Annotated in this window: 20 protein-coding genes and 1 tRNA gene; 13 read left to right on the top strand and 8 right to left on the bottom strand. The window is 73.0% G+C overall.

Features of this window, described 5'->3' with window-relative positions:
- Position 1: 1 nt before the first annotated feature.
- The 5 genes from ACZ5XS_RS05695 to ACZ5XS_RS05675 are packed head-to-tail and all read right to left on the bottom strand — an operon-like array spanning position 2 to position 6,370.
- Positions 2 to 754, bottom strand: a complete 753-nt coding sequence (locus tag ACZ5XS_RS05695; RefSeq protein WP_468648091.1) for a polysaccharide deacetylase family protein — start codon at positions 752 to 754, stop codon at positions 2 to 4.
- A complete protein-coding gene (gene murJ, locus ACZ5XS_RS05690) occupies positions 738 to 2,438 on the bottom strand; it encodes a murein biosynthesis integral membrane protein MurJ (protein ID WP_468648089.1) in 1,701 nt (566 codons plus the stop codon). Before murJ ends, ACZ5XS_RS05695 begins: the two co-directional genes overlap by 17 nt.
- Entirely contained in the window at positions 2,435 to 3,769 is a 1,335-nt protein-coding gene (locus ACZ5XS_RS05685; RefSeq protein ID WP_468648087.1) for an O-antigen ligase family protein, read from the bottom strand. The genes murJ and ACZ5XS_RS05685 overlap by 4 nt, the downstream gene beginning before the upstream one ends.
- 4 nt (positions 3,770 to 3,773) lie before the next feature.
- Positions 3,774 to 5,198: an exopolysaccharide biosynthesis polyprenyl glycosylphosphotransferase gene (locus ACZ5XS_RS05680; protein WP_468648085.1), complete on the bottom strand. Its 1,425-nt coding sequence runs from the start codon at positions 5,196 to 5,198 to the stop codon at positions 3,774 to 3,776.
- The gene (locus ACZ5XS_RS05675; protein ID WP_468648083.1) at positions 5,195 to 6,370 is read right to left on the bottom strand and encodes a glycosyltransferase; all 1,176 of its coding nucleotides are present in this window, start codon (positions 6,368 to 6,370) and stop codon (positions 5,195 to 5,197) included. The genes ACZ5XS_RS05680 and ACZ5XS_RS05675 overlap by 4 nt, the downstream gene beginning before the upstream one ends.
- Positions 6,371 to 6,793: 423 nt before the next feature.
- On the opposite strand from ACZ5XS_RS05675, the gene chpG reads away from it, so the two are divergent.
- From chpG to ACZ5XS_RS05635, 8 genes are all read left to right on the top strand, one after another.
- The gene (chpG, locus tag ACZ5XS_RS05670) at positions 6,794 to 7,033 is read left to right on the top strand and encodes a chaplin ChpG (protein WP_468648081.1); all 240 of its coding nucleotides are present in this window, start codon (positions 6,794 to 6,796) and stop codon (positions 7,031 to 7,033) included.
- Positions 7,034 to 7,198: 165 nt separating this feature from the next.
- Positions 7,199 to 7,897: a hypothetical protein gene (locus ACZ5XS_RS05665; protein ID WP_468648079.1), complete on the top strand. Its 699-nt coding sequence runs from the start codon at positions 7,199 to 7,201 to the stop codon at positions 7,895 to 7,897.
- Positions 7,898 to 8,092: 195 nt separating this feature from the next.
- The gene (locus tag ACZ5XS_RS05660; RefSeq protein WP_468648077.1) at positions 8,093 to 8,380 is read left to right on the top strand and encodes a hypothetical protein; all 288 of its coding nucleotides are present in this window, start codon (positions 8,093 to 8,095) and stop codon (positions 8,378 to 8,380) included.
- Positions 8,381 to 8,544: 164 nt separating this feature from the next.
- Positions 8,545 to 9,042: a DUF5949 family protein gene (locus ACZ5XS_RS05655; protein ID WP_468648075.1), complete on the top strand. Its 498-nt coding sequence runs from the start codon at positions 8,545 to 8,547 to the stop codon at positions 9,040 to 9,042.
- The gene (locus ACZ5XS_RS05650; protein ID WP_468648073.1) at positions 9,042 to 9,650 is read left to right on the top strand and encodes a vitamin K epoxide reductase family protein; all 609 of its coding nucleotides are present in this window, start codon (positions 9,042 to 9,044) and stop codon (positions 9,648 to 9,650) included. The genes ACZ5XS_RS05655 and ACZ5XS_RS05650 overlap by 1 nt, the downstream gene beginning before the upstream one ends.
- A gap of 128 nt (positions 9,651 to 9,778) precedes the next feature.
- Positions 9,779 to 10,294 (top strand): hypothetical protein, encoded by a 516-nt coding sequence (locus ACZ5XS_RS05645; protein WP_468648071.1) that lies wholly within the window; start codon positions 9,779 to 9,781, stop codon positions 10,292 to 10,294.
- A gap of 194 nt (positions 10,295 to 10,488) precedes the next feature.
- Positions 10,489 to 10,986: a tyrosinase family oxidase copper chaperone gene (locus ACZ5XS_RS05640; protein WP_468648070.1), complete on the top strand. Its 498-nt coding sequence runs from the start codon at positions 10,489 to 10,491 to the stop codon at positions 10,984 to 10,986.
- Positions 10,970 to 11,836 carry a tyrosinase family protein gene (locus tag ACZ5XS_RS05635; RefSeq protein WP_468648068.1) on the top strand — a complete coding sequence of 289 codons (867 nt, stop codon included), beginning with the start codon at positions 10,970 to 10,972 and terminating at the stop codon, positions 11,834 to 11,836. Before ACZ5XS_RS05640 ends, ACZ5XS_RS05635 begins: the two co-directional genes overlap by 17 nt.
- Positions 11,837 to 11,910: 74 nt before the next feature.
- Here ACZ5XS_RS05635 and ACZ5XS_RS05630 read toward each other — a convergent pair whose 3' ends face one another.
- Complete coding sequence (locus ACZ5XS_RS05630; RefSeq protein ID WP_468648066.1) at positions 11,911 to 12,204, bottom strand: chaplin; 294 nt, start codon at positions 12,202 to 12,204, stop codon at positions 11,911 to 11,913.
- Positions 12,205 to 12,413: 209 nt separating this feature from the next.
- Between ACZ5XS_RS05630 and ACZ5XS_RS05625 the strand changes: the two genes are divergently transcribed.
- A complete protein-coding gene (locus ACZ5XS_RS05625; protein ID WP_468648064.1) occupies positions 12,414 to 12,986 on the top strand; it encodes a DUF2087 domain-containing protein in 573 nt (190 codons plus the stop codon).
- Between the two features lie 2 nt (positions 12,987 to 12,988).
- Here the strand turns inward: ACZ5XS_RS05625 and ACZ5XS_RS05620 are convergent, their stop codons facing one another.
- Complete coding sequence (locus tag ACZ5XS_RS05620; RefSeq protein ID WP_468648062.1) at positions 12,989 to 13,948, bottom strand: D-2-hydroxyacid dehydrogenase family protein; 960 nt, start codon at positions 13,946 to 13,948, stop codon at positions 12,989 to 12,991.
- 789 nt (positions 13,949 to 14,737) lie between these two features.
- On the opposite strand from ACZ5XS_RS05620, the gene ACZ5XS_RS05615 reads away from it, so the two are divergent.
- Positions 14,738 to 15,013 carry a DNA replication complex GINS family protein gene (locus ACZ5XS_RS05615; protein ID WP_361880148.1) on the top strand — a complete coding sequence of 92 codons (276 nt, stop codon included), beginning with the start codon at positions 14,738 to 14,740 and terminating at the stop codon, positions 15,011 to 15,013.
- On the top strand, positions 15,010 to 15,786 hold the full coding sequence (locus ACZ5XS_RS05610; protein ID WP_468648060.1) for a hypothetical protein: 777 nt from the start codon (positions 15,010 to 15,012) through the stop codon (positions 15,784 to 15,786). The genes ACZ5XS_RS05615 and ACZ5XS_RS05610 overlap by 4 nt, the downstream gene beginning before the upstream one ends.
- 144 nt (positions 15,787 to 15,930) lie before the next feature.
- On the opposite strand, the gene ACZ5XS_RS05605 is transcribed toward ACZ5XS_RS05610, so the two are convergent.
- Positions 15,931 to 16,003: transfer RNA gene (locus tag ACZ5XS_RS05605), tRNA-Arg, on the bottom strand.
- Between the two features lie 322 nt (positions 16,004 to 16,325).
- Between ACZ5XS_RS05605 and ACZ5XS_RS05600 the strand changes: the two genes are divergently transcribed.
- Both ACZ5XS_RS05600 and ACZ5XS_RS05595 read left to right on the top strand, forming a co-directional pair.
- Entirely contained in the window at positions 16,326 to 17,933 is a 1,608-nt protein-coding gene (locus tag ACZ5XS_RS05600) for a dynamin family protein (protein ID WP_468648058.1), read from the top strand.
- Positions 17,934 to 17,936: 3 nt separating this feature from the next.
- Positions 17,937 to 20,003: a YfjP family GTPase gene (locus tag ACZ5XS_RS05595; protein WP_468648056.1), complete on the top strand. Its 2,067-nt coding sequence runs from the start codon at positions 17,937 to 17,939 to the stop codon at positions 20,001 to 20,003.
- Positions 20,004 to 20,068: the final 65 nt, after the last annotated feature.

Here is a 20,068-nt window from a genome sequence, read left to right as displayed (position 1 = left end):
CTCAGACCCCCTCGACGGGACGTCGGCGCAGGCGGTGCAGCCGGTACTTCAGGAAGAGGCGTACGGCGGTGTCGTTCTGCCCGATGTGCAGGCGGGGGAGGGCGTGGCGGCCGGTGAGCGGGCCGGGGTCGATGGCGCAGGCGTAGGTGTATCCGGCTTCGCGTACGGCGTCGACGGTGCGTCGGTCGATCGTGCCGTACGGGTAGCAGAAGCCGGTGACCGGAGCGCCCGTCACCTCCTCCAGCAGGGCCCGGCTCTCGGCGGCCTCCGCCTTCAGGGTGACGTCGTCAGCCTTGGTCAGGTCGGCGTGTGTCAGGCCGTGCGAGCCGATCTCGACGCCCTCGGCGGCCGCGTGCCGGATCCCGTCGGCCGTCAGGAGCGGCTTGCGCGGGCCCAGCGGGTCCCAGGCGTTGTCGCCGCCGAGCCGGCCGGGCAGGACGAAGAGGGTGGCGCCGCAGTCGTGGCGGCGCAGGACGGGCAGGGCGTGCTCGACGAAGTCGGCGTAGCCGTCGTCGAAGGTGAGCCCGACCAGACGCCGGTCCTCACCGCAGGCGCGGGCGGCGAGCAGGCCGGCCATGGAGACGCCCGTGAGGCCACGGGCGCGGAACCACCTCAGCTGGCTGTCCAGCCGTTCCGGCGTGACCGTGACCCGGTACGGATCCTCGGAGCAGTCGCCCACCGAGTGGTACATGGCCACCCAGGGAACACGTCCGGGGTGCCTGCTGGTGCGGGCTGGGTCAACGGTCGCGGCCATGCGGGAGCCTTCGTGTGACGGTACGTGTGAGGTGTCGTACGGAGTGGAGGGCGGGGGAGCAGCCCTGGGCGCCCAGGACCCGGGCGAGCAGGGCGAAGACGGCGGTCACCGTCGCGCCACCGGCGGCGAGAGCGGGCAGCGGCGCCTCGATCCGGCTCGCCACGAACGCGCCCGCGACCGTCGCGGCCGCCGCCGCGCGCACCGGCCTGCTCAGCTCGGCCAGCACCCGCCGGGTGCGGATCGGGACGTTGCGCGGGCCCATCCCGGCGAGCAGCAGCGCGGCCGTGACGGTGATGCCGGCCGCGTTGGCGGCGGCGATGCCGGCGACGCCCCAAGGGCCCACCGCCCAGGCGCCGAACCAGGTGGTCGCGACGATGCCGACGGTCATCGCGCCGACCGGGTACCAGGTGGGGCGGCCCGCCGAGAAGTACGAGCGGACCAGACAGCCGACCAGGGTCTGGCCGAGCAGTCCGAGCGCGTACACGCGCATGACGTTCGCGGTCGCCGTCGTGTCCCGCGCGGTGAACGCGCCCCGCTGGAAGAGGAGTTCGATCATCTGCGGGGCGCAGGCGATCACCGTCGCCGCACCGAGCAGCACCATGCACGCGGCCAGCGCCAGGTCCCGCTCCACCCGGTCGCGGGCCCGCTCGACGTCGCCGTCGGCCAGCGCCCGCGCCACCACCGGGAAGGTGACCGTGCACAGCATCAGCGACAGCGTCATCGGAATCTGCGCCACCTTCTGCGCGTAGTTCAGGTGCGAGATCGCCCCGGCGGGGAGGGTGGAGGCGAGAAACCGTTCGACGAGGACCTGGGACTGCCGGCACAGGGCGAACAGGAGCACGGTGGAGACCAGCGCCAGCGTCACCGCCCGGTCCGGGGTCTCGACGAGCGTCTCCCGCACCACCACCTTCCGGCGCGACTGCCGCCACACCGAAGGCAGTTGGACCGCCACCATCAGCCCGCCGCCCACCGCGACCCCGACGGCCGCCGAGCGCACCCCCCACTGCCCGCCGAACACGAACATCGCCGTGATGATGCCGGTGTTGTACGCCACGTAGATCGCCGCCGGCGCCAGGAACCGCCGGTGCGCCCGCAGTGCCGCGCTGCAGTACCCGGCGAGCCCGAAGCCCAGCACGCACAGCGCGGTCAGGCGGGTGCAGTCGACGGCGAGGGCCGGGTCGGGCAGGCCGGGGGCCAGGGCCGCGACCAGGTGGGGAGCCAGGCCGACGACCAGCGCGGACACGGCGACGAAGGCCAGTGACAGCCGGGGCAGGGTGGCGGCGACCAAGGCGCGGACCGGATCGCCGGGGGCGCCCTGCGCGCGCCGGGCCAGCGCCAGGCTGAACGCCGGGACCAGCGCGAAGGCCAGACCGTCCTCGATGAGGAGTGTCGCCGCGAACTCCGGCACGGTCCACGCCACCAGGAACGCGTCCGTCTCACTGCCGGCCCCGAACAGCCGGGCCAGCGCCTGGTCCCGCACCAGCCCGAGCAGGGCCCCGGCGACGGAGAGGACGGCGGTGACGAGGGCGGCCTTGGCGAGGAAGTTGCGGGAGGCGGGGGCGGGTTCGGTGCTGTCCGCGGTGCGGGCCGGAGGAATGGCCGCCGTCCCTTCCAGGCCGGCGACCTCGCCTCCAGGACCGGTTGCAGGCGTCCGGGGCGGCGGCTGAGCAGGCGTCACCGTCATCGCGCCACGGCCTCCTCGACCCGTCCGGGCTCAGGCGTCGGCGCCACGGCCTCGACGGGCCGGACCCCCACCAGCCCCCACCACGCCACCAGCCCGAAGCACACCGCCGTCAGCACCGTGGAAGGGCCGCCGATGTCGGCGTACGCGAAGTCGGTCAGCTGCCACACCAGCAGACCGCAGGCGACGAGGCCGCAGTCGAGGCCCGACCCGTCCCGCCGTACGCGGAACAGCCCGCGCAGCGCACACACCAGCAACGCGAGCCAGCTGCCCGCCAGCGCGAGCAGCCCGGTCAGTCCCTGTTCGGCGAGGATCAGCAGGTACATGTTGTGCGGGGAGAGCAGGGGCTGCCTGTGGAAGGAAGCGCCCGCGCCGTCCGTGTCGCTGCCCGAGGACAGCGCGAGCGAGGCGTGTGCGTCCCGGTGCTCGGGGAAACCCTTCAGTCCGACGCCGACGAGCGGCTGTTCGCGCCACATGCCGACGGCCGCCGCCCACATGGTGTACCGGTCGGTCACGGACTGGTCGGGCGCGGCGGTGACCTGCGTGATGCTGGTGATCCGCTCCTGGAGCATCGCCGTACCCACTCCGAACCCGCCCACCAGGACCACGCCCGCCGCGGCCACGACCGCCCCGGCCCGCACCGCCCGCCGCGCCCCGGCCAGCAGCAACTGCGCCGCGCAGGTCACCGCCGTGGCGATCCAGGCGCCGCGGCTGAAGGACAGCGCGAGCGGCAGCAGGAGGGCCGCCGCACATGCGGCGGTGACGGCCCGCTGCCGTACCGACGTGTGCCCCAGCGCCAGCCCCACCGCGCACACCAGCCCCAGGGACACGACGGTCGCCATGCCCATCACGTCCTGCGCGCCGAAGGTGCCGACGGCACGGATCTCCTCGCCCTGGTACGAGGCACCGGTCCCGGTCGTGTACTGGTGCACGCCGATCGCCCCCTGCCACAGGGCGAGCCCCACGAACGACCAGGCCAGCAGCCGGAAGTCGGCCCGGCCGCGGATCAGCAGCAGGACGGCGGCGGGGACCAGCACGAAGACCTGGAGGTAGCGGCCCAGGCCGGTGAGCCCGGCCCCCGGCGCGGACGCCCCCAGCGCGGCGACCGCCAGTCCGGCGACGGGCAGGCCGAGGAGCACGGCGGCCGTACGGGACAGGGGACGCCGCCGGTCCCGGACGAGAAGGATCACGCAGTACAGGACGACGAGCGCGGAGAGCGCGTCGGCGGGGCCCGCGCCGCCCGCGCCGCCGGGCCCGAGCGGCAGCCCGAGCAGGGCGACCACGGCCACCACCGCCAGGACGGGGGACGACTTGAGGGCCTGCGGAGGGGGCACGCGCTCAGCTCCCCGTCGGGCGCACGAGCGCGGCCGCGGTGCGCAGCAGGATGCAGACGTCCTGCCACAGCGACCAGTTGTCGATGTAGGCGTTGTCGAAGCGCGCCCGGTCCTCGATGGAGGTGTCGCCGCGCAGGCCGTGGATCTGGGCGAGGCCGGTGATGCCGGTCCGCATGCGGTGGCGGGCCGCGTAGCCGGGGTAGGTCCGGCTGAACTGGGCGACGAAGTAGGGGCGTTCGGGGCGCGGGCCGACCAGGCTCATGTCGCCCCAGAAGACGTTCCAGAGCTGGAGGAGTTCGTCCAGGGAGGTGCGGCGCAGGAAGCGGCAGAACCACGGCATGCGGTGCTCGTTCGCCACGCTCCAGCGAGTCGCCGCCTCGTGCTCGTCGACCGGGCGGTGGGTGCGGAACTTCAGCAGTGTGAAGGGCTTGCCGTCGAGGCCGATGCGCTCCTGACGGAACACCACCCCCGGTCCACTCGTCAGCCGCAGCACCACCGCGCACACCAGCAGCAGGGGGCTGACCAGCAGCAACAGCGCCCCGGACACGGCCACGTCCAGCGCCCGCTTGCCGACGCCGCCACGCCGCCGGGATCCCGTCTCGAGCCGTCGGCAGGAGAACCCGGCGAGCCGGTCCCTCGTCGCGTACGACGGTGAGTCCGCGTCGACCTCCCACACCGCGCAGCCGGACTGGGCGAGCGCGCGCAGCAACGGCCCCTGCCGGGACCGTACGGAGGGATGGACGACCAGGACGTCCCGCACCCCGTTCTGGATGAGGGCCCGCTCGACCTCCGCGCCGGTCGTCAGCACGGGCAGCCCGTCGCCGCCGTCCGGCTGCTCGGCCACGATCCCCACCGGCCGCACTCCGCAGCGCGGATGCCGCAGGACGGCGGCGGCGACGCGCTGCGCGGTCGCCGCCGGGCCGACGACCAGGGCCGCACGCGGCCGGGCGAGCCGCGCCGCGCGCCGCCGCCGGTGCACGAGACCGCGGCCCGCGCAGCCGGCCGCCGTCTGCAGGAGGAAGCCCGCGGCGAGCGTGCCGGCGGAGAGCGCGTGAGGGGGCGCGTACGCCGCCACGAGCGCGGCCAGCGCCAGCCAGGCGACGGCGATCCGGGCGCAGACGGCGGGCAGTTCGTCGAGGACGCCGGGAACGGACCGGGGCGTGTGGGGCCGTAGCAGCAGTGACGCGGCCACCAGCAGGGCCACGAACAGCGGCCGGCGCGGGGATCCGGTCAGGGCCAGGGCGCCCAGCAGGGCGGCGACGCCGTCCGCGGCGAGCAGCGGGAGGGGCGAGGCGGGCCGGACCGGGGGGCGCCCGGCGGGGAACCGGAAACCGGTGGCGGTGCCGCGCGGCGGCATGACGGAGACGGGCGAGAATCCGAGATCCCGTGGCTGCCCACCGGGCGAGGGGACGGTGCTTTCCGCGGTCACGAGTGGATGGACTCCCTGTACTCGGTGGGCACGAAGAGCGCGGCGGCCGGGTCGTCGAGAACGTCGCGGTAGACGCCCGCCACCGCCTCGGCCGTGTGCCGCACGTCGTGCGTGGACAGGACGTGACGGCGCCCCTGGTGGCCGAGCGACGCGCGCAGCGGCGGGTCGAGCAGCAGGTCGGTGACGGCCCCGGCCAGGGCGGCCGGGGTCTCGGACGGGACGAGGCAGTGCGCCGCGAGTCCCGGCGGCAGGCTCTCCCGGGCGCCGTCCACGTCCGTCAGCACCACCGGCCGCCCGCACGCCATCGCCTCCAGCGGGGCCAGGGCCATGCCCTCCCAGCGCGACGGCAGCACGACCAGGTCGGCGGCCCGGTACCACGGGGCGGTGTCGGCGACGGCACCCGCGAACAGCACGGACCCGGGTGCGCGCGACCGCAGTTCGGCCAGGTCGGGCCCATCGCCCACGAGCACGAGGCGGGCGTCCGGCACCCGCGCCGACACGGCCTCCCACGCGCGCAGCAGGACGTCCTGCCCCTTCTGCCGGCACAGCCGCCCCACACAGACCACGAGCGGCGCCGCGGGATCGACTTCGGGAAGGAGAGCGGCTCGTACGGTGCCGACGGCGGCCGGGCGGAAACGCTCGGGGTCGATGCCGTTGGGGATCACGCTCCACGGCCCGGCGATCCCGGCGCGCACGCCGGTCGTGCGCTCCGCCGCGCTCACGCACACCACCCGGGATGCCCAGCGCGCCCCCCACCGCTCCCACCGCAACGCCAGCGCCGAGGTGACGCCGCCGACCGCCTCGAACGACCAGGCGTGCGGCTGGAACACGGTCGGGATCCGCCCCCGCACGGCGAGCCGGCCGGCCAGACCGGCCTTCGCGCTGTGCGCGTGCACCAGATCGGGCCGCACGTCCTCGATCAGGCGAGCGAGCCGGCGTACCTCTCGAACGAGTGTCGGGCCGGGCGAGCGGGTCGCGGGCCAGTGCCGTACGTCGGCGCCGAGCGTGCGCAGAGCGGGGGCGAGAGGGCCGTCCGGGCAGCCGACCGTGACCTGCAGACCGGCCGTCAGCTGGGCCCGCACCAGATCCGTCACCACCCGGGCGACCCCGCCGTCCACGGGCTGGGTGAGATGCAGGACCCGTGGCCGAGGGTCGGGTGCTGGCTGGTGCATGCGGGCTTTCCTCGCTCACGGACGGCGCTGGGAGGGCGGGAACGCGCCTGTCCATGCCGCGTCCCGCTGGGAAACGAGCCGGTGGGCCGGCTGGTCACCGCCCGGCCGCGGCACCTTGCCGGGTTCGAACAGCGCCCGCCTGCGCGCGGTGCGGCTGCGGAATCCGGGAATGCCGCATGACCGGCGTGGCCCTTCGGGAAAAGGGGTGCGATGTGCTGGCTGCAGGGGTGCGTCAAGAGGTCCGCAACTCTAGCCGCTATCCGTATTTATTCGGCGAAACGGGACAAGTGTGTCGGATCGGTGAAGCCGGGCTCTGTGGCAGATCACTCCATTGGCGGCACAACCCCCGTGGGTGCCACGCGTTGACACAGCGCCGGGCATCCCCGCCCGGATGTGTGTGTCAACCCCAAGGAGCACCTCTCCATGTCGCGTATCGCGAAGGGCCTGGTCCTGTCCTCCGTTGCGGCCGCCGCCGTTGCGGGCACCGCCGGCATCGCCACCGCCGACAGCGGGGCCGCGGGCAAGGCTGTCGGTTCCCCCGGCGTCCTGTCGGGCAACGTCGTCCAGGTCCCGGTCCACATTCCGGTCAACGTCTGCGGCAACACCGTCAACGTCATCGGTCTGCTGAACCCCGCGTTCGGCAACGAGTGCGAGAACGACTGACGTCGGCGCGAAACCCCAGGTGCCGGCCGCCCTCCCGTGGTTCTTCCCCGGGGTGGCGGCCGGTTCGTGTTTCCGGCGCTCGCCCGAATGGTGTTCGCACGGTTGCAGAGCGCATGGGCCGATTCCACGGTGAGTTCACGATCCGGCCACATCGAAAGGAACCCCATGCGTGGTCTGCCCACACGGCGCGTCGCCTCCTCCGCCCTCTGCGCGACCCTCCTCCTCGGCATCGCCGGCCCGGCCGCGGCGTCCGTCGAGAGGGAGCCGGGCAGCGGGAGTGTCCAGGAGGCGGCATCGCGTGCGCCCGTCCCCGGCGCGGACGCGCTCCTCGCCCAGTCCAGGGCCCTGGGCGATCTCGGCGGCGTGCTGACCCCGGTCACCGACCTGGTCAACGCCGTGCTCAAGGCCGACAACGGCCAGCTCTCGGCCGACGAGTCGACCCGGCTCGGCGACGCCGTCAAGGCCGCCATCGCGAAGGCCACCGCGGCGGCCCCGGAGGCTCCGGTCACCACCGTGCCGGACACCACCGTGCCGTCCAGCATCCTGCCCGCGCTGCCGGGGTTTCCCGCGCTGCCCACCCTGACGGGCGCCGACTCCAAGGAGCCTGCCGTACAGGCGGCCCCGGCCGACCTCGTGGGTGACGCGCTCGACGCCCTGCAGAAGGCGGTCGACACCCTGCTCAAGGCGTCCACCGCCGGTGACGCCGCCCAGGTGGCGCCGGCCGTCGACGGCGTGGTGTCCACCCTCGTCAACGTCGTCGCCGCCGCGTTGACGAGCGGCGGACTGCCCGCCCCCAGCCTCCCGGCGGTGCCCGGCCTGCCGACGAGCTCGCTGCCGGCCGCGCAACCGGTGCCGGCGGCCTGAGCCGCCGTCCCGGGGAGCTCACGGTCAATCTTCCAGGCCTCTCATATGAGGATGGGAAACGCCGATGAGACCCACCCTTCATTCGGGTGGGTTGCGGAAACATTCCGCGTACGGGGTTTCCGCTCCGGCGGGGTCTCGTTAGGCACGGCGTCAGCATTTCCTCTGGTGACGCGAGTTGCCGAAGAAAGGAACACGATGAAGTCCCTGAAGGCTGCCGCTGTAGTTGCCGGTTCCATGGTCCTCGCCGGTGCCGCCGCGCCCGCGTTCGCCCAGGACGCCGCCGACCTCACGCCCACCAGCCTCAACGGCGCCGTGAACACGCTCACCGAGACCCCCCTCCAGCCCGCCGACGTGATGCCGCTGCAGCACCAGTCGGACGCGCTCAACACCGAGAACAAGGACTCCGTCCTCAACACGGTCAAGGGCGCGACCACCACGCTGAACTCCAGCGGGCTTCTCGGCGGGCTTCCGCTGCAGGGCTGACGTATTCCGGAGCACCCACCACAGGGGCCGATCCCGTGTCGTACGGAATCGGCCCCTCGCGCTGTTCGAGTGGCGTCCCTCGTTCGTGTGGACAGGCGGGGGGCAATCGCCCGGTCGGGTGAGAACACGGTCGGCCTGTTCAGGTGCGTCGATAAGGTCGCGCGGTGACCTCAACCTCAAGCAAAACCCGCCCTTTCCACGCCGCCGACCTCGGCACGCTCGTCGTGATGGCCTGGAGCGGCGAAGCCCCCGACGGCGACATGCCCTACCTGCTCGCCTACACGCTCGGGGACGGTGCGAACGGCCCGGAGGCCTCCACGGCCGCCGTCGAGGCGCTGCTGGAGAACAACGGGCTGCCCGTCGGCGGTGACCTCGTCGACGGCGCCTCCCGTCCGAGCCTGCCGGTCAGCCTGCTCGTCGAGTCCGGCACGGCCGTCGTCACCATGCCGGGCTCCAACGCCCAGTGCACCCCGCCCCCGGAGTGGCTCGCGGCCGTCGGCGAACGCGGCTTCGCCTACTTCGTGTTCACCACCCGCCCCTGGCCCGAGGCCAAGCCCGGCAAGCCGGTCGAGCCGGAGGCGCTGTCCGCCTTCGCGGGCGCCGAGGAGACCCTGAACGCGGCGGCGCACATCGTGCTGCCCGCCCGCAGCCTGCGCAACTGATGGCCGACGCCGCGGGACGGCGCACGCGGGTGGCCGCCGGTGCCGGCCGGGGCCTCGCCCTGCTGCTGGTGATCACCGGCGCGGCCGGGCTGCTGGCCTCCTGGGTCATCACCCTCGACAAGTTCAAGCTGCTGGAGGACCCGGACTTCACCCCGGGCTGCAGTCTGAACCCGGTGGTGTCCTGCGGCAGCGTCATGGAGAGCGACCAGGCCGAGGCCTTCGGGTTCCCCAATCCGATGCTGGGCCTGGTCGCCTACGGCATCGTCGTCTGCGTCGGCATGAGCCTGCTGGCCGGCGCGGCCTTCCCCCGCTGGTACTGGCTGACGCTCGACGCCGGCTGCCTGTTCGGGCTCGGGTTCGTGTCATGGCTCCAGGTCGAGTCGCTGTACCGGATCAACGCGCTGTGCCTGTGGTGCTGCCTCGCCTGGGTCGCCACGATCCTCATGTTCTGGTACGTCACCTCGTTCGCCGTATTGCGGGAATTCCTGCCCGCGCCCGGATGGTTGCGGGCCTTCGTCGGTGAATTCACCTGGGTGCCGCCGCTCTTGCACTGCGGCGTCGTCGGCATGCTGATCCTGACCCGTTGGTGGGACTTCTGGACGAGCTGACCGTTGCCGTACGTCGTACTACTGCGGCAGTCGGGGGAATCTTGCGCTGGTGGACGGCTCGGGATCGTTACGCGGTACGGGCGTTGAGACTCGCCGATCCGCCGATCCTGAGAGGGACCGTACCTGACATGAAGTCGACCACCCGAGGAACCCTTGCCGCCGTCATCACGGGCGTCGCGGCCGCGGTGGGGGCCACCGCGACCCCCGCGGCAGCGGTGGACACGGTCCCCGTGCCGGTGCCGCTGGAGGGCATCGAGCACTCCCTCAACATGGAGCTGCCCAAGCTCGGCGGCGAGCTGCCCCTGCTGACGCCGGGTGCGCCCGAGGGACCGCAGTACGTCGAGGGGCGCCTCATCCCGGAGCGCGTCGTCCCGCAGCTGCCGGTGAGCGGCGCACTGCCCGGCGCGGGTCTGCGCGCGCCCCTGCCGCACCTCCTCGGTGACGACTTCGACCACGTGGGCGTCGACGCGCCGGCCTCCGACCTGCGCGCGCTGGCGCCGGGCCTGACCCTCGACGCCCCGCTGACCCCGCCGAACCCCGACAACTTCGGCCTGCCGGACCCGAAGCTGCCGCAGGCGGGCCTGCTCGCCCCGGTGCTGCAGACCGTGCCGGGGGCGGACCTGGGGGCGGGGCCCGGACTGTAGGGGCGTACCGGCCACACCCGACAGAGCCCGGACCGCGTGAGCGGCCGGGCCCTTCGGTTGTCCGGGCCCTTCGGTTGTCCGGGCCCTTCGGCTGTCCGGGCCCGGAAGTTCACCTCCTGGGCCGCCGGACGGTGACCGGGCGGGCCGCTGGACGGTTACCGCTGCAGAGAACCGAACCGGACGAGGAGCAGACCATGGTCGTGAGCGCAGGCGGAGTGCCGGTGAGGGCGGAGCCCTCAGCGACGAGCCCGGTGAGAGGCGGCCCCGCGCGCGGGAGCCGACGGGACCTGCTGCGCGGGCTGCTCGCCCCGGCCGTCGCCCTGGCGCTCACCCCCGTCGTCGTCGCCTCCCGCCCGACGTCCGGGGACGGTCCGCCCGCGGACGTCGCCTTCGAGGAGACCTACCGGGGCCACCGTATCCGCGGGGTCAGAACCTCCGCGGCCGCCGCGGGGCACACCTTCGCGGGCGGCCGGTGGCACGTCACCGTGGACGACCGCCCGCTGCACCTGATGCGCCGCGCCGACGGCACCTGGCTGAGCATGGTCGACCACTACCGGTCGTATGCCACCCCGCTGGAGGCCGCCCGCGCCGCCGTCGACGAGCTGGGGCCGGGGCAGCGGCTGCGCGCCCCGGGGATGACCGGGGAACAGGGACACGAGGACATGGGGGGACACCATGGCGTACACGCGTAAGGACGTCAGCACGTTGACCGCCGCCGAGAGGCGGCGGTTCGTGAAGGCGCTGCTGGAGGTCAAACGGCGGGGCGAGTACGACGAGTTCGTGCGGATGCACGTCGAGTACTACGTGGCCGACGGCGAGGACGGACTGCGTTCGGCCCACATGACCCCCTCCTTCCTGCCCTGGCACCGCCGGTTCCTGCTGGAGCTGGAGCGGGCGCTGCGCCGGGTGGACCCGTCGGTGAGCATGCCGTACTGGGACTGGACCAAGGACCGTACGACGTCCTCCGCGCCCTGGACCAAGGACCTGCTCGGCGGCAACGGGCGGCGCTCCGACCGGCAGGTGACCACCGGACCGTTCGCCTACAAGGAGGGCAACTGGACCCTCAAGGAAGGAGTCACCGACGGGGAGTTCCTCACCCGGGACCTCGGGCGGGCCCGTGATCCGATCGCGCTGCCGACACGGAGCGAGCTGGAGTGGGCCCTGAAGGACCCCGTCTACGACACCTCGCCCTGGGACTCCACGGCCACCAGGGGGTTCCGCAACAAGCTGGAGGGGTGGGGCACCGGGCGGGGCAGTGCCGGCTGGCGCAACCACAACCGCGTGCACCGCTGGGTCGGCGGGGCCATGGTCGGCGGCGCGTCCGTCAACGACCCGGTCTTCTGGCTGCACCACGCCTTCGTCGACCTGTGCTGGTCCCGCTGGCAGCGCCGGCACCGCGAGCACCGCTACCTGCCCGCGAAGCCGCCCGGTCCGGGCAGCGCCCAGCGGGGACGGATCGTCGCCCGGCACGAGAAGCTGCCGCCGTGGGACGTGACACCGGACGAGCTGGAGGACCACGGGCGGATCTACCGGTACGCCTAGCCGTCGGGCGGGCCCCGGACGTGCGAGAGCCCCGGCGCTCGGAGGTGCCGGGGCTCTCGGGTGGGGACGGGCGGTCAGCCGCCGTAGCCGTTGTGGCCGCCGGAGCCGTGGTGGCCGTTCTTGTCGTCGCTGACGTTCGCGCACTGGTTGCCGAACGCCGGGTTCAGCAGGCCGATCACGTCGACGGTGTTGCCGCAGAGGTTGACCGGAATGTGGACCGGGACCTGGACGACGTTGCCCGACAGGACGCCGGGGGAGCCGACGGCCGCACCCTGGGCGCCCGCGTCCGCCATGGCCAGGCCGGCGCCGCTCATGACCACGGCGCCGGTGCCGAGAGCCACACAGGCTGCCTTCGCGATGCGAGACATCACGTTCTCCTTCTGACTCGGGGAGTGCGGCGGCAGGACGTGCCGTCGCACTCCCCGTTCAACGCCGCCGCTCACGGCTGGTAACGGCGGGCATGTGCGGATCACCCTTTTTGAACACGCAATCGGTGGGGACCGGGGAGCCGGGCGGCGGGCGGCGGGCGGCGGGAAAATGATTTGGGCCGTGCCGGGCCGTTCACTAGCCTCCCGGCATGGAACCCGACCCCATGACCCTGGTCCGTCTGTTCGCCGAGGAGAGCCGGGTGCGCGCCTTCGCGGCGGTCGCCCTGGGCGCGGGAAGCCCGGCTGAGGTGGCCCGCGCGTCCGGCCTGTCCGTGAAGGAGACGGCCCTGGCGCTGCTTCGGCTGCGCGAGCAGGGTGTCGTGACCGCGGGGGACGACGGGGCACTGACCGTGGCGTACGACCTGTTCAGGGATCAGGCACGGGCGGCGGGGCGGCCGCCGCGGGCGCCTGGGGTTCCCTCCGGCGGGGACGAGCGGACCGACATGATCCTGCGGACCTTCGTCCGGGACGGCCGGCTGCTGCGGCTGCCCGCCCGGTGGACCCGCAAGAAGCTGGTGCTGCGGTACATCGCCGAGCAGACCTTCGAGCCGGGCGTCGAGTACCCGGAGCGGGCCGTCGACGAGAAACTGCGCGCCTGGTGCGAGGACGGCGACGTCGACCATGTGACGCTCCGGCGCTGTCTGGTGGACCTGCACCAGCTGCGCCGGAGCGACGGAATCTACCGGCGGCCCGAGGGGGCGGCGGAGGCCGGCATCGCCTGACGTCAGGGCAGTCGTCGTACCGGCGAACCCGCCAGGAAGGCGCGGATGTTCTCGACCGCCTGGCCGTAGTACGTCTCGTAGTTGGCGCGTGAGACGTATCCGAGGTGAGGGGTGGCGAGCAGCCGGGGGGCCGTGCGCATCGGGTGGCCGGCGGGGAGGGGCTCGGTGTCGAAGACGTCGACGCCGGCGCCGGCGATGCGGCCCTCTTCGAGGGCGGCGAGGAGGGCGTCCTGGTCGACGATCGCGGCGCGCGAGGTGTTGACCAGGTAGGCGGTCGGCTTGAGGAGGGCGAGTTCGGCGGGGCCGAGCAGGCCGCGGGTGCGGTCGCCGAGCGCCAGGTGGATCGAGACGAAGTCGCTGGTGGCGAGAAGGTCGTGCAGGGAGGGTGCGAGTTCGGCGCCCACCTCGTCGGCGCGGTCCGCGGTGAGGTTCTGGCTCCAGGCGCCGACCCGCATGCCGAAGGCGAGGCCGATCCGTGCCACCCGGCTGCCGATCTTGCCGAGGCCGAGGATGCCGAGGCGGCGGCCGTGCAGGTCCGCGCCGACCGTGCGCTGCCAGGGCCCGTCGGAGCGCAGGGCGTTGCTCTCCTCTACGATCCCGCGGGCGAGGCCGAGCAGCAGGGCCCAGGTCAGTTCGACGGGCGGGGTGGCGGCGCTGGCCGTGCCGCACACGGTGACGCCGTGCGCCTCGGCGGCGGCGTAGTCGATGACGGAGTTGCGCATGCCGGAGGCGACGAGCAGTTTCAGCCGGGGCAGGCGGGCGAACAAGGAGGCCGGGAAGGGCACGCGTTCGCGCAGGGTGACCACGATGTCGACGTCGGTGAGGGCCGCGGCCAGGGCGTCCTCGTCGGCGAAGTGCGTGTCGTGGGAGACGACCTCCACCTCCCCGGCGAGCGGTGACCAGTCGGCGAGTTCGGTCGCCACCTGCTGGAAGTCGTCGAGCACGGCACAGCGGAGGGGCACGTCGGTTCCTTTCCGGGCGGGCAGACCGACCTTACGGCGCCGGGTCCGGCGTCGCCATGACGGCTTCACCTGCGGGGCCGGTGGTGCCGGGTGGGACCGGGGCGAGTGGCGTGCGAACGTCCTCAGAGGGGAACGGGCCTCCGGCGCCGACACGCCGACACGAAGCGACTGCCTGCCAGCGGGCGAGTGCCGCTCCGGCACCCCGGCACCCGGCACCCTGTGCCATGCGGTTCTGCCGACCCGCGGATCCGATGTCGTGTCCGGCGCTCCTGCCGACGTGGCCGGGATGACCTGGCACTCGATGAGGTAGAGCGGTGCTGGATCGCCTGACGCGGGCGAGCGGTGGAGCCACTGATCGACGGGTCCTCGCTGCCTCTGGTGCCCCGTGCCGGCTGATGCAGCAGGCCGGCTGGAGTTCGTGTGCGTCCTGTCGGGGGCGTATGGGAGCAGTTGGGACGTATGGGGAGGGGAGCGGCCGCCACTGGAAGGTGAGCCCTCTGACCTGCGGAAATGCGGAGAGTGGAGCGCCCCCGGCAGGACTCGAACCTGCGGCCAAGCGCTTAGAAGGTGCGCGGGCCTGATCGATGCGCTCACCTGCGTGTTCGCAGGTCGTCCACGAACGGAAATCGTCAAAGCGCTTGCTGTCGATTCCGGGATGCCTGCTCGATGGTCGTCTCGGGTAGCGAAAGGCGCGTGCCATCGGCCGGAGCCAGGGCGTTCGACAGCGGTGGCGCCGGAACAACTACACCCTGAGGTATTTAGGTACTATGGCGTGCGGAGGTGTCGACAATGACGACGGCGGCGAAGCCGGTACGCCAGTCCCCGCTGAAGGTGGACCCGGCGACGGACAAGTTGATCAGCCAGGGCGCTCATTTCCTGGGGCTGACGAAGAAGGACTTGGTGGCCGAGGCGGTCCGGGCGTATCTGGAGCAGCGCCGTGAGGATCTGCGGTCCGGCATGGTGGAGGCGCTCAGTGTGCTGGATGGCTCGCTGAAGTCGGATGTGATGCTGCTGACCGGGCTGACCGCGGAGGAGATCGACGCGGTCGGGGGAATCGAGGAATGAGCGGAGCCGGCCCGCTGCGCCCGGCCCGCCCGACGCTGCGCTGCTTACGCGAGGATTTGTGCCTCGCGGTGCCGCCGGTCACGGCGCCGCTGGACGAGATCGAGCACCCGGTGCTGGCCAAAGTGTCCGAGCAGTTCGCGGACGAGGACGGCAAGCACGAACGCATTCGGTCAGTGGACGACCATGTGCTGTTCAAGGTCAAGGTGCAGCGGTGGCGCGGCGCGGTATGGCTGGACGCCGATCTGCCGTGGCTGGTCGCGGCGGGTCGGCGCGAGGACGGCTCGGGCGATGACTTCTATGCGGCCCTTGAGGCCGACGGCCGCGCCGCCCGGGCTCGCTACAACGCGGAACATTCCGACGGCCTGAAGACCGCGACGCACACCGCTCACCTCCTGCCCGCACGCGAGGGCCACGTCCGGTACCGGGCCGAGGCCGGCGTCCGCTTCGTGCGCCGCCTGCGGGTGACTCTGCTGGACCTGGCGCACGCCGCGCTGCGCGACGGCCGTGAGCACACACGCGAGTTCGACACCTTCACCCTTGGCCTCCAGGTGCGTGCAGACGACGGCCACGAGACATACCTCGCCGTCCGGATCACCGGCTCCGTCCCGCCGAACCTGACCGTGCTGATCCTGCGCAACGTCCCCGGCTGCGAGGTTGAGGGCTGGTATCCGGAGTACGCCCTGCCTGAGCGGGACCTGCTCCCGGCCGAACAGGCGTGGTCCAACCTCATGGATCCCCGCGCGGCCGCCCAGGTGCTGGACGAGGAGGGGTAGCCAGCCATCTGTCAGCTCGAACTGCAACCTGGATCTCGGGCATGCATCCACGACTGTGGACAGTCAAGGCGCTTGCTCTCGCAGCGATGTGCACCCGGACGTCAAAGAATCCCTCACGCGTTTCCGCAGGGGAGAGGGTATGTGCGCCCCCGGCAGGACTCGAACCTGCGGCCAAGCGCTTAGAAGGCGCCTGCTCTATCCACTGAGCTACGGGGGCCGGGTGTGGTGGCCTCTGTCCTGGGTGCCCGGGTGTGGGCCGGTCCGTGACGCTGCCGGGGACAAGGATAGGGCTCCCGCGTCCTTGTCCCTGTTGCTTCCCCTCCGTGGCTCGATGTGGAGGTTCGGTGAAGCGGTCCTGATAATCGCAGGCAGGTACGAATCGTGCACCGCTTTTGGCGTCTTGTGCCTCGGGTGTTGTGCACTCGTTATGCCTGGACTGTGGCCGCGCCCCAGTCGCCCCTTCCGTCCGTTGTGTCCTGTCGGCGCGCAGACATGCTCATATGCTTCAGAATTCCCCTAAAATTGGGCATTCTTCACATGTGGTGACCTTGGACGTACGGCCTCAGCTGCTCGACGCACTCTCCGCCCTGCGCGACCGTGTCGCCGCCGCACGCTTCCCGCTGCCCCTGCCGGGGGCTCCACGCGCGCGTGCCAACCGCGACGAACTGCTGTCCCAGCTCGACGACTATCTGGTGCCCCGCTTGAGAGAACCCGAAGCGCCGCTGCTGGCGGTGGTGGGGGGATCCACCGGGGCCGGCAAGTCGACACTGGTCAACTCCCTGGTGGGGCGGCGGGTCAGCGAGGCGGGGGTGCTCCGGCCGACCACCCGGACTCCGGTTCTGGTGTGCCATCCGGAGGACCATCACTGGTTCAGCGGGATGCGGGTACTGCCCGACCTCACGCGCGTGTGGGTGCCCCATCGGGAACAGACGGACGAACTCCTGCTGCCCGGCGAGGACCCCACGCGCGTCCTGCGCATCGAGACCGCCGACACCCTCCCGCCCGGCGTCGCCCTCCTCGACGCCCCCGACATCGACTCCCTCGTCGCCGACAACCGCGTCCTCGCCGCCGAACTGATCTGCGCGGCCGACATCTGGATCATGGTCACCACGGCGGCCCGGTACGCCGACGCCGTGCCCTGGCATCTGCTGCGCACCGCCAAGGAGTACAACGCCACGCTCGTCACCGTGCTCGACCGGGTGCCCCACCAGGTCGTCTCCGAGGTCTCACGGCAGTACGGCGCGCTGCTCACCAAAGCCGGACTCGGCGACGTACCCCGCTTCACCGTGCCGGAACTGCCCGAGTCGGCGTGGGGCGGCGGGCTCCTGCCGGCCACCGCCGTCGCGCCGCTGCGGACCTGGCTCATCCATCAGGCCCAGGACCAGGTGGCCCGGCAGTACGCGATGGCCCGTACCGCGTACGGCGTCCTCGACTCGCTCAAGGCCCGGATGCCCGAGCTGGCGAGCGCGGCCGCCGCACAGTACGCGGCCGCGCTGCGGCTCACCACTGCCGTCGAGGGGGCGTACGACAGCGAGCACGCGCGCGTGCGGGGCCGTCTGCAGGCGGGTGCCGTGCTCGCCGGCGACGCCCTGAAGCGCTGGCGGGCCTTCCCGCTCGACTGCACCGCCGACGAACTCCTCGACGCCCTCGTGGAGAGTCTCGGCGCGCTCCTGCTGTGTGCCGTCACCGCAGCCGACGAACGCGTCGAGGAGGCCTGGCGACGCGAACCGGCCGCCGGGGCTCCCGAACTGACCGACCGTGGCACGTCCGCGGAGAGCGCCGAGCACCGCATCGGGCTGGCCGTACGGCGGTGGCGGCGGGAGCTGGAGGAGTACGCCGAGGAGGAGGTGAGCGGCCTCGACCGGAGCGTCGCACCCTCCGCCGAACTCGTCGCCGCCCTCGTCGCAACCGCTCTGCTGGGCGGCCGTCGGGCGCGGTCGGCCGGCGAGGGACTCGCCGAGCGGATCGGCGCGCACGGCGCGCTGCGGCTGCGTGACCGCGGCGGACGGCTGCTCACCGACCACCTGGACCGGATCATCCACACCGAACGCGAGCGCCGCCTCGCCCCGCTCGATGCCCTCGACGTCCACCCCGAACCGCAGGCGGAACTCATCGCCGCGCTGTCCGTACTGCAGAAGGAGAGGTGACCGGTGACCGCCGTCACAGACCACGACCACACGGAGCACACGGACGATGCGGCTGACGCGGCCGACGCGGCCGACGCGGGTCGTCAGGACGACGAGCGAGCCGAAAATGCCGGCTCCGAGGAGGGCACGCCCGATGACGGCCGTCCTGACGGTCCTGGCCGTGCTGGAGAGGCCGATTCGGGTGAGGGGGGCACGGAAGTCGAGCTCGCCGGTGAAGCGACTCCCGAAGCATCCGGCGAGGTTCAAGAGCCGGAGCGCCCCGGGGAACCCGAGGGACCTGGGGGGCGCGTGCGCTCCGACGACCGGCACGCGCGCGTGAAGGACGGCCACTCCGCAAGCCGTACGGGCACCTCCGGTCGTACGGACTCCGACAGCGCCTGGGACGACGGGCTGATCGCGCGAAGGGTCACCGAGGAGACCGCCGCGCAGCACGTCACCGTCGTGGAGGCCCGGCCCTCGCATCCGCAGGCCGTGCCCGAGCTGGCGTACGACGGAGCGCTGCGGTCCCGGCTCGAAGCGCTGCGCGAGCTGGTGGGGCTCTCCCGTACGCGGCTGGACAGCAGGACCCTTGCCGAGGCGGGCCGGGTCCTCGACGAGGCGACGGCGCGCCGGCGGCTGTCCGGGCAGCACACCGTCGTCGCCATCGCGGGCGCGACCGGCAGCGGCAAGTCGCAGCTGTTCAACGCGCTCGCCGGAGTGAACATCTCGGAGACGGGCGTACGACGGCCCACCACCGCTGCGCCCATCGCGTGCAGTTGGAGCGACGGGGCGGCCGGCCTCATCGACCGGCTCGGCATCCCGGGGCGGCTGCGGCGGCGCCCCGTGCAGAGCGCCGAGGCCGAGGCACAGCTGCGCGGGCTCGTCCTGGTGGACCTTCCCGACCACGACTCGGCCGCCGTACAGCACCGCGAGCAGGTGGACCGCGTCCTGGCCCTCGTCGACGCGGTCATCTGGGTCGTCGACCCGGAGAAGTACGCCGACGCCGTCCTCCATGAGCGCTATCTGCGGCCGATGGCGGGCCACGCGGAGGTCATGTTCGTCGTCCTCAACCAGATCGACCGGCTGCCCGGAGAAGCCACCGAGCAGGTCCTCGACGATCTGCGGCGGCTGCTCGACGAGGACGGGATCGTGCTCGGCGAGTACGGCGAACCGGGCGCCACCGTGCTCGCCCTGTCGGCGCTCACCGGCGACGGTCTCGGGGAACTGCGGGAGGCGCTCGGCCAGTTCGTGGCGGAGCGCGGGGCCCCGGCACGGCGTATCGCGGCCGACGTGGACGCCGCCGGGTGGCGGCTGCGGCCCGTCTACGCCACGGGCCGGCGGACCGGGCTCAGTGAGCAGGCGCGGGACGAGTTCGCCGCCCGGCTCGCGGAGGCGGTGGGTGCCACCGCGGCGGGCGAGGCGGCCGAACGCGCGTGGCTGCGCAACGCCAACCGCGCCTGCGGGACGCCCTGGCTGCGGCTGTGGCGGTGGTACGAGGACCGGTTCGAACCTTCGACCGGGCGGCTGCCGTCGCGCTCCCCGGTCGACGAGGAGGTCACGGCCCGCCAGCGGGTCGAACAGGCCGTGCGGACGCTGGCCGACCGGGCGTCGGCCGGGCTGCCGGCACCCTGGGGGCAGGCGGTGCGCGAGGCCGCCGTACGCGGCGCGCAGGGGCTGCCCGAGGCGCTGGACGAACTGGCGGCGCGGGCGGGACTGCCGCCGGGACGGCCGCCGCGACCGGGCTGGTGGCCGGCGGCTGTGTTCGCCCAGGCCTCCATGACGATCCTCCAGGTCATCGGCGGCCTGTGGCTGCTGGGGCAGATCATCGGGGTCATGTCGCCGAACCTGGGCGTGCCGGTGCTGCTGATGGTGGTCGGCATCATCGGCGGCCCGCTGGTCGAGTGGAGCTGCCGGATGGCGGCGCGGGGACCGGCGCGGCGGTACGGCCTGGAGGCGGAACGGCGGCTCAGGGAGGCGTCCGCCGGGTGCGGGCGGGCACGGGTGCTGGATCCGGTGGCCGCGGAACTGCTGCGGTACCGGGAGGTGCGGGAGCAGTACGGCCAGGTCATGGGGGTGGCGGCGGCACGGTGATCCGGCCGCGGGGCGGCCCGGGGCACCGGTGACTCGGGGTGGCACCACTCGTTCGGGTGGCGGAG

This window comes from Streptomyces sp. NPDC033131 (assembly GCF_055578365.1).
The sequence above is the reverse complement of the archived record's forward strand: the minus strand, read 5'-3'. Positions and strand labels throughout refer to the sequence as shown.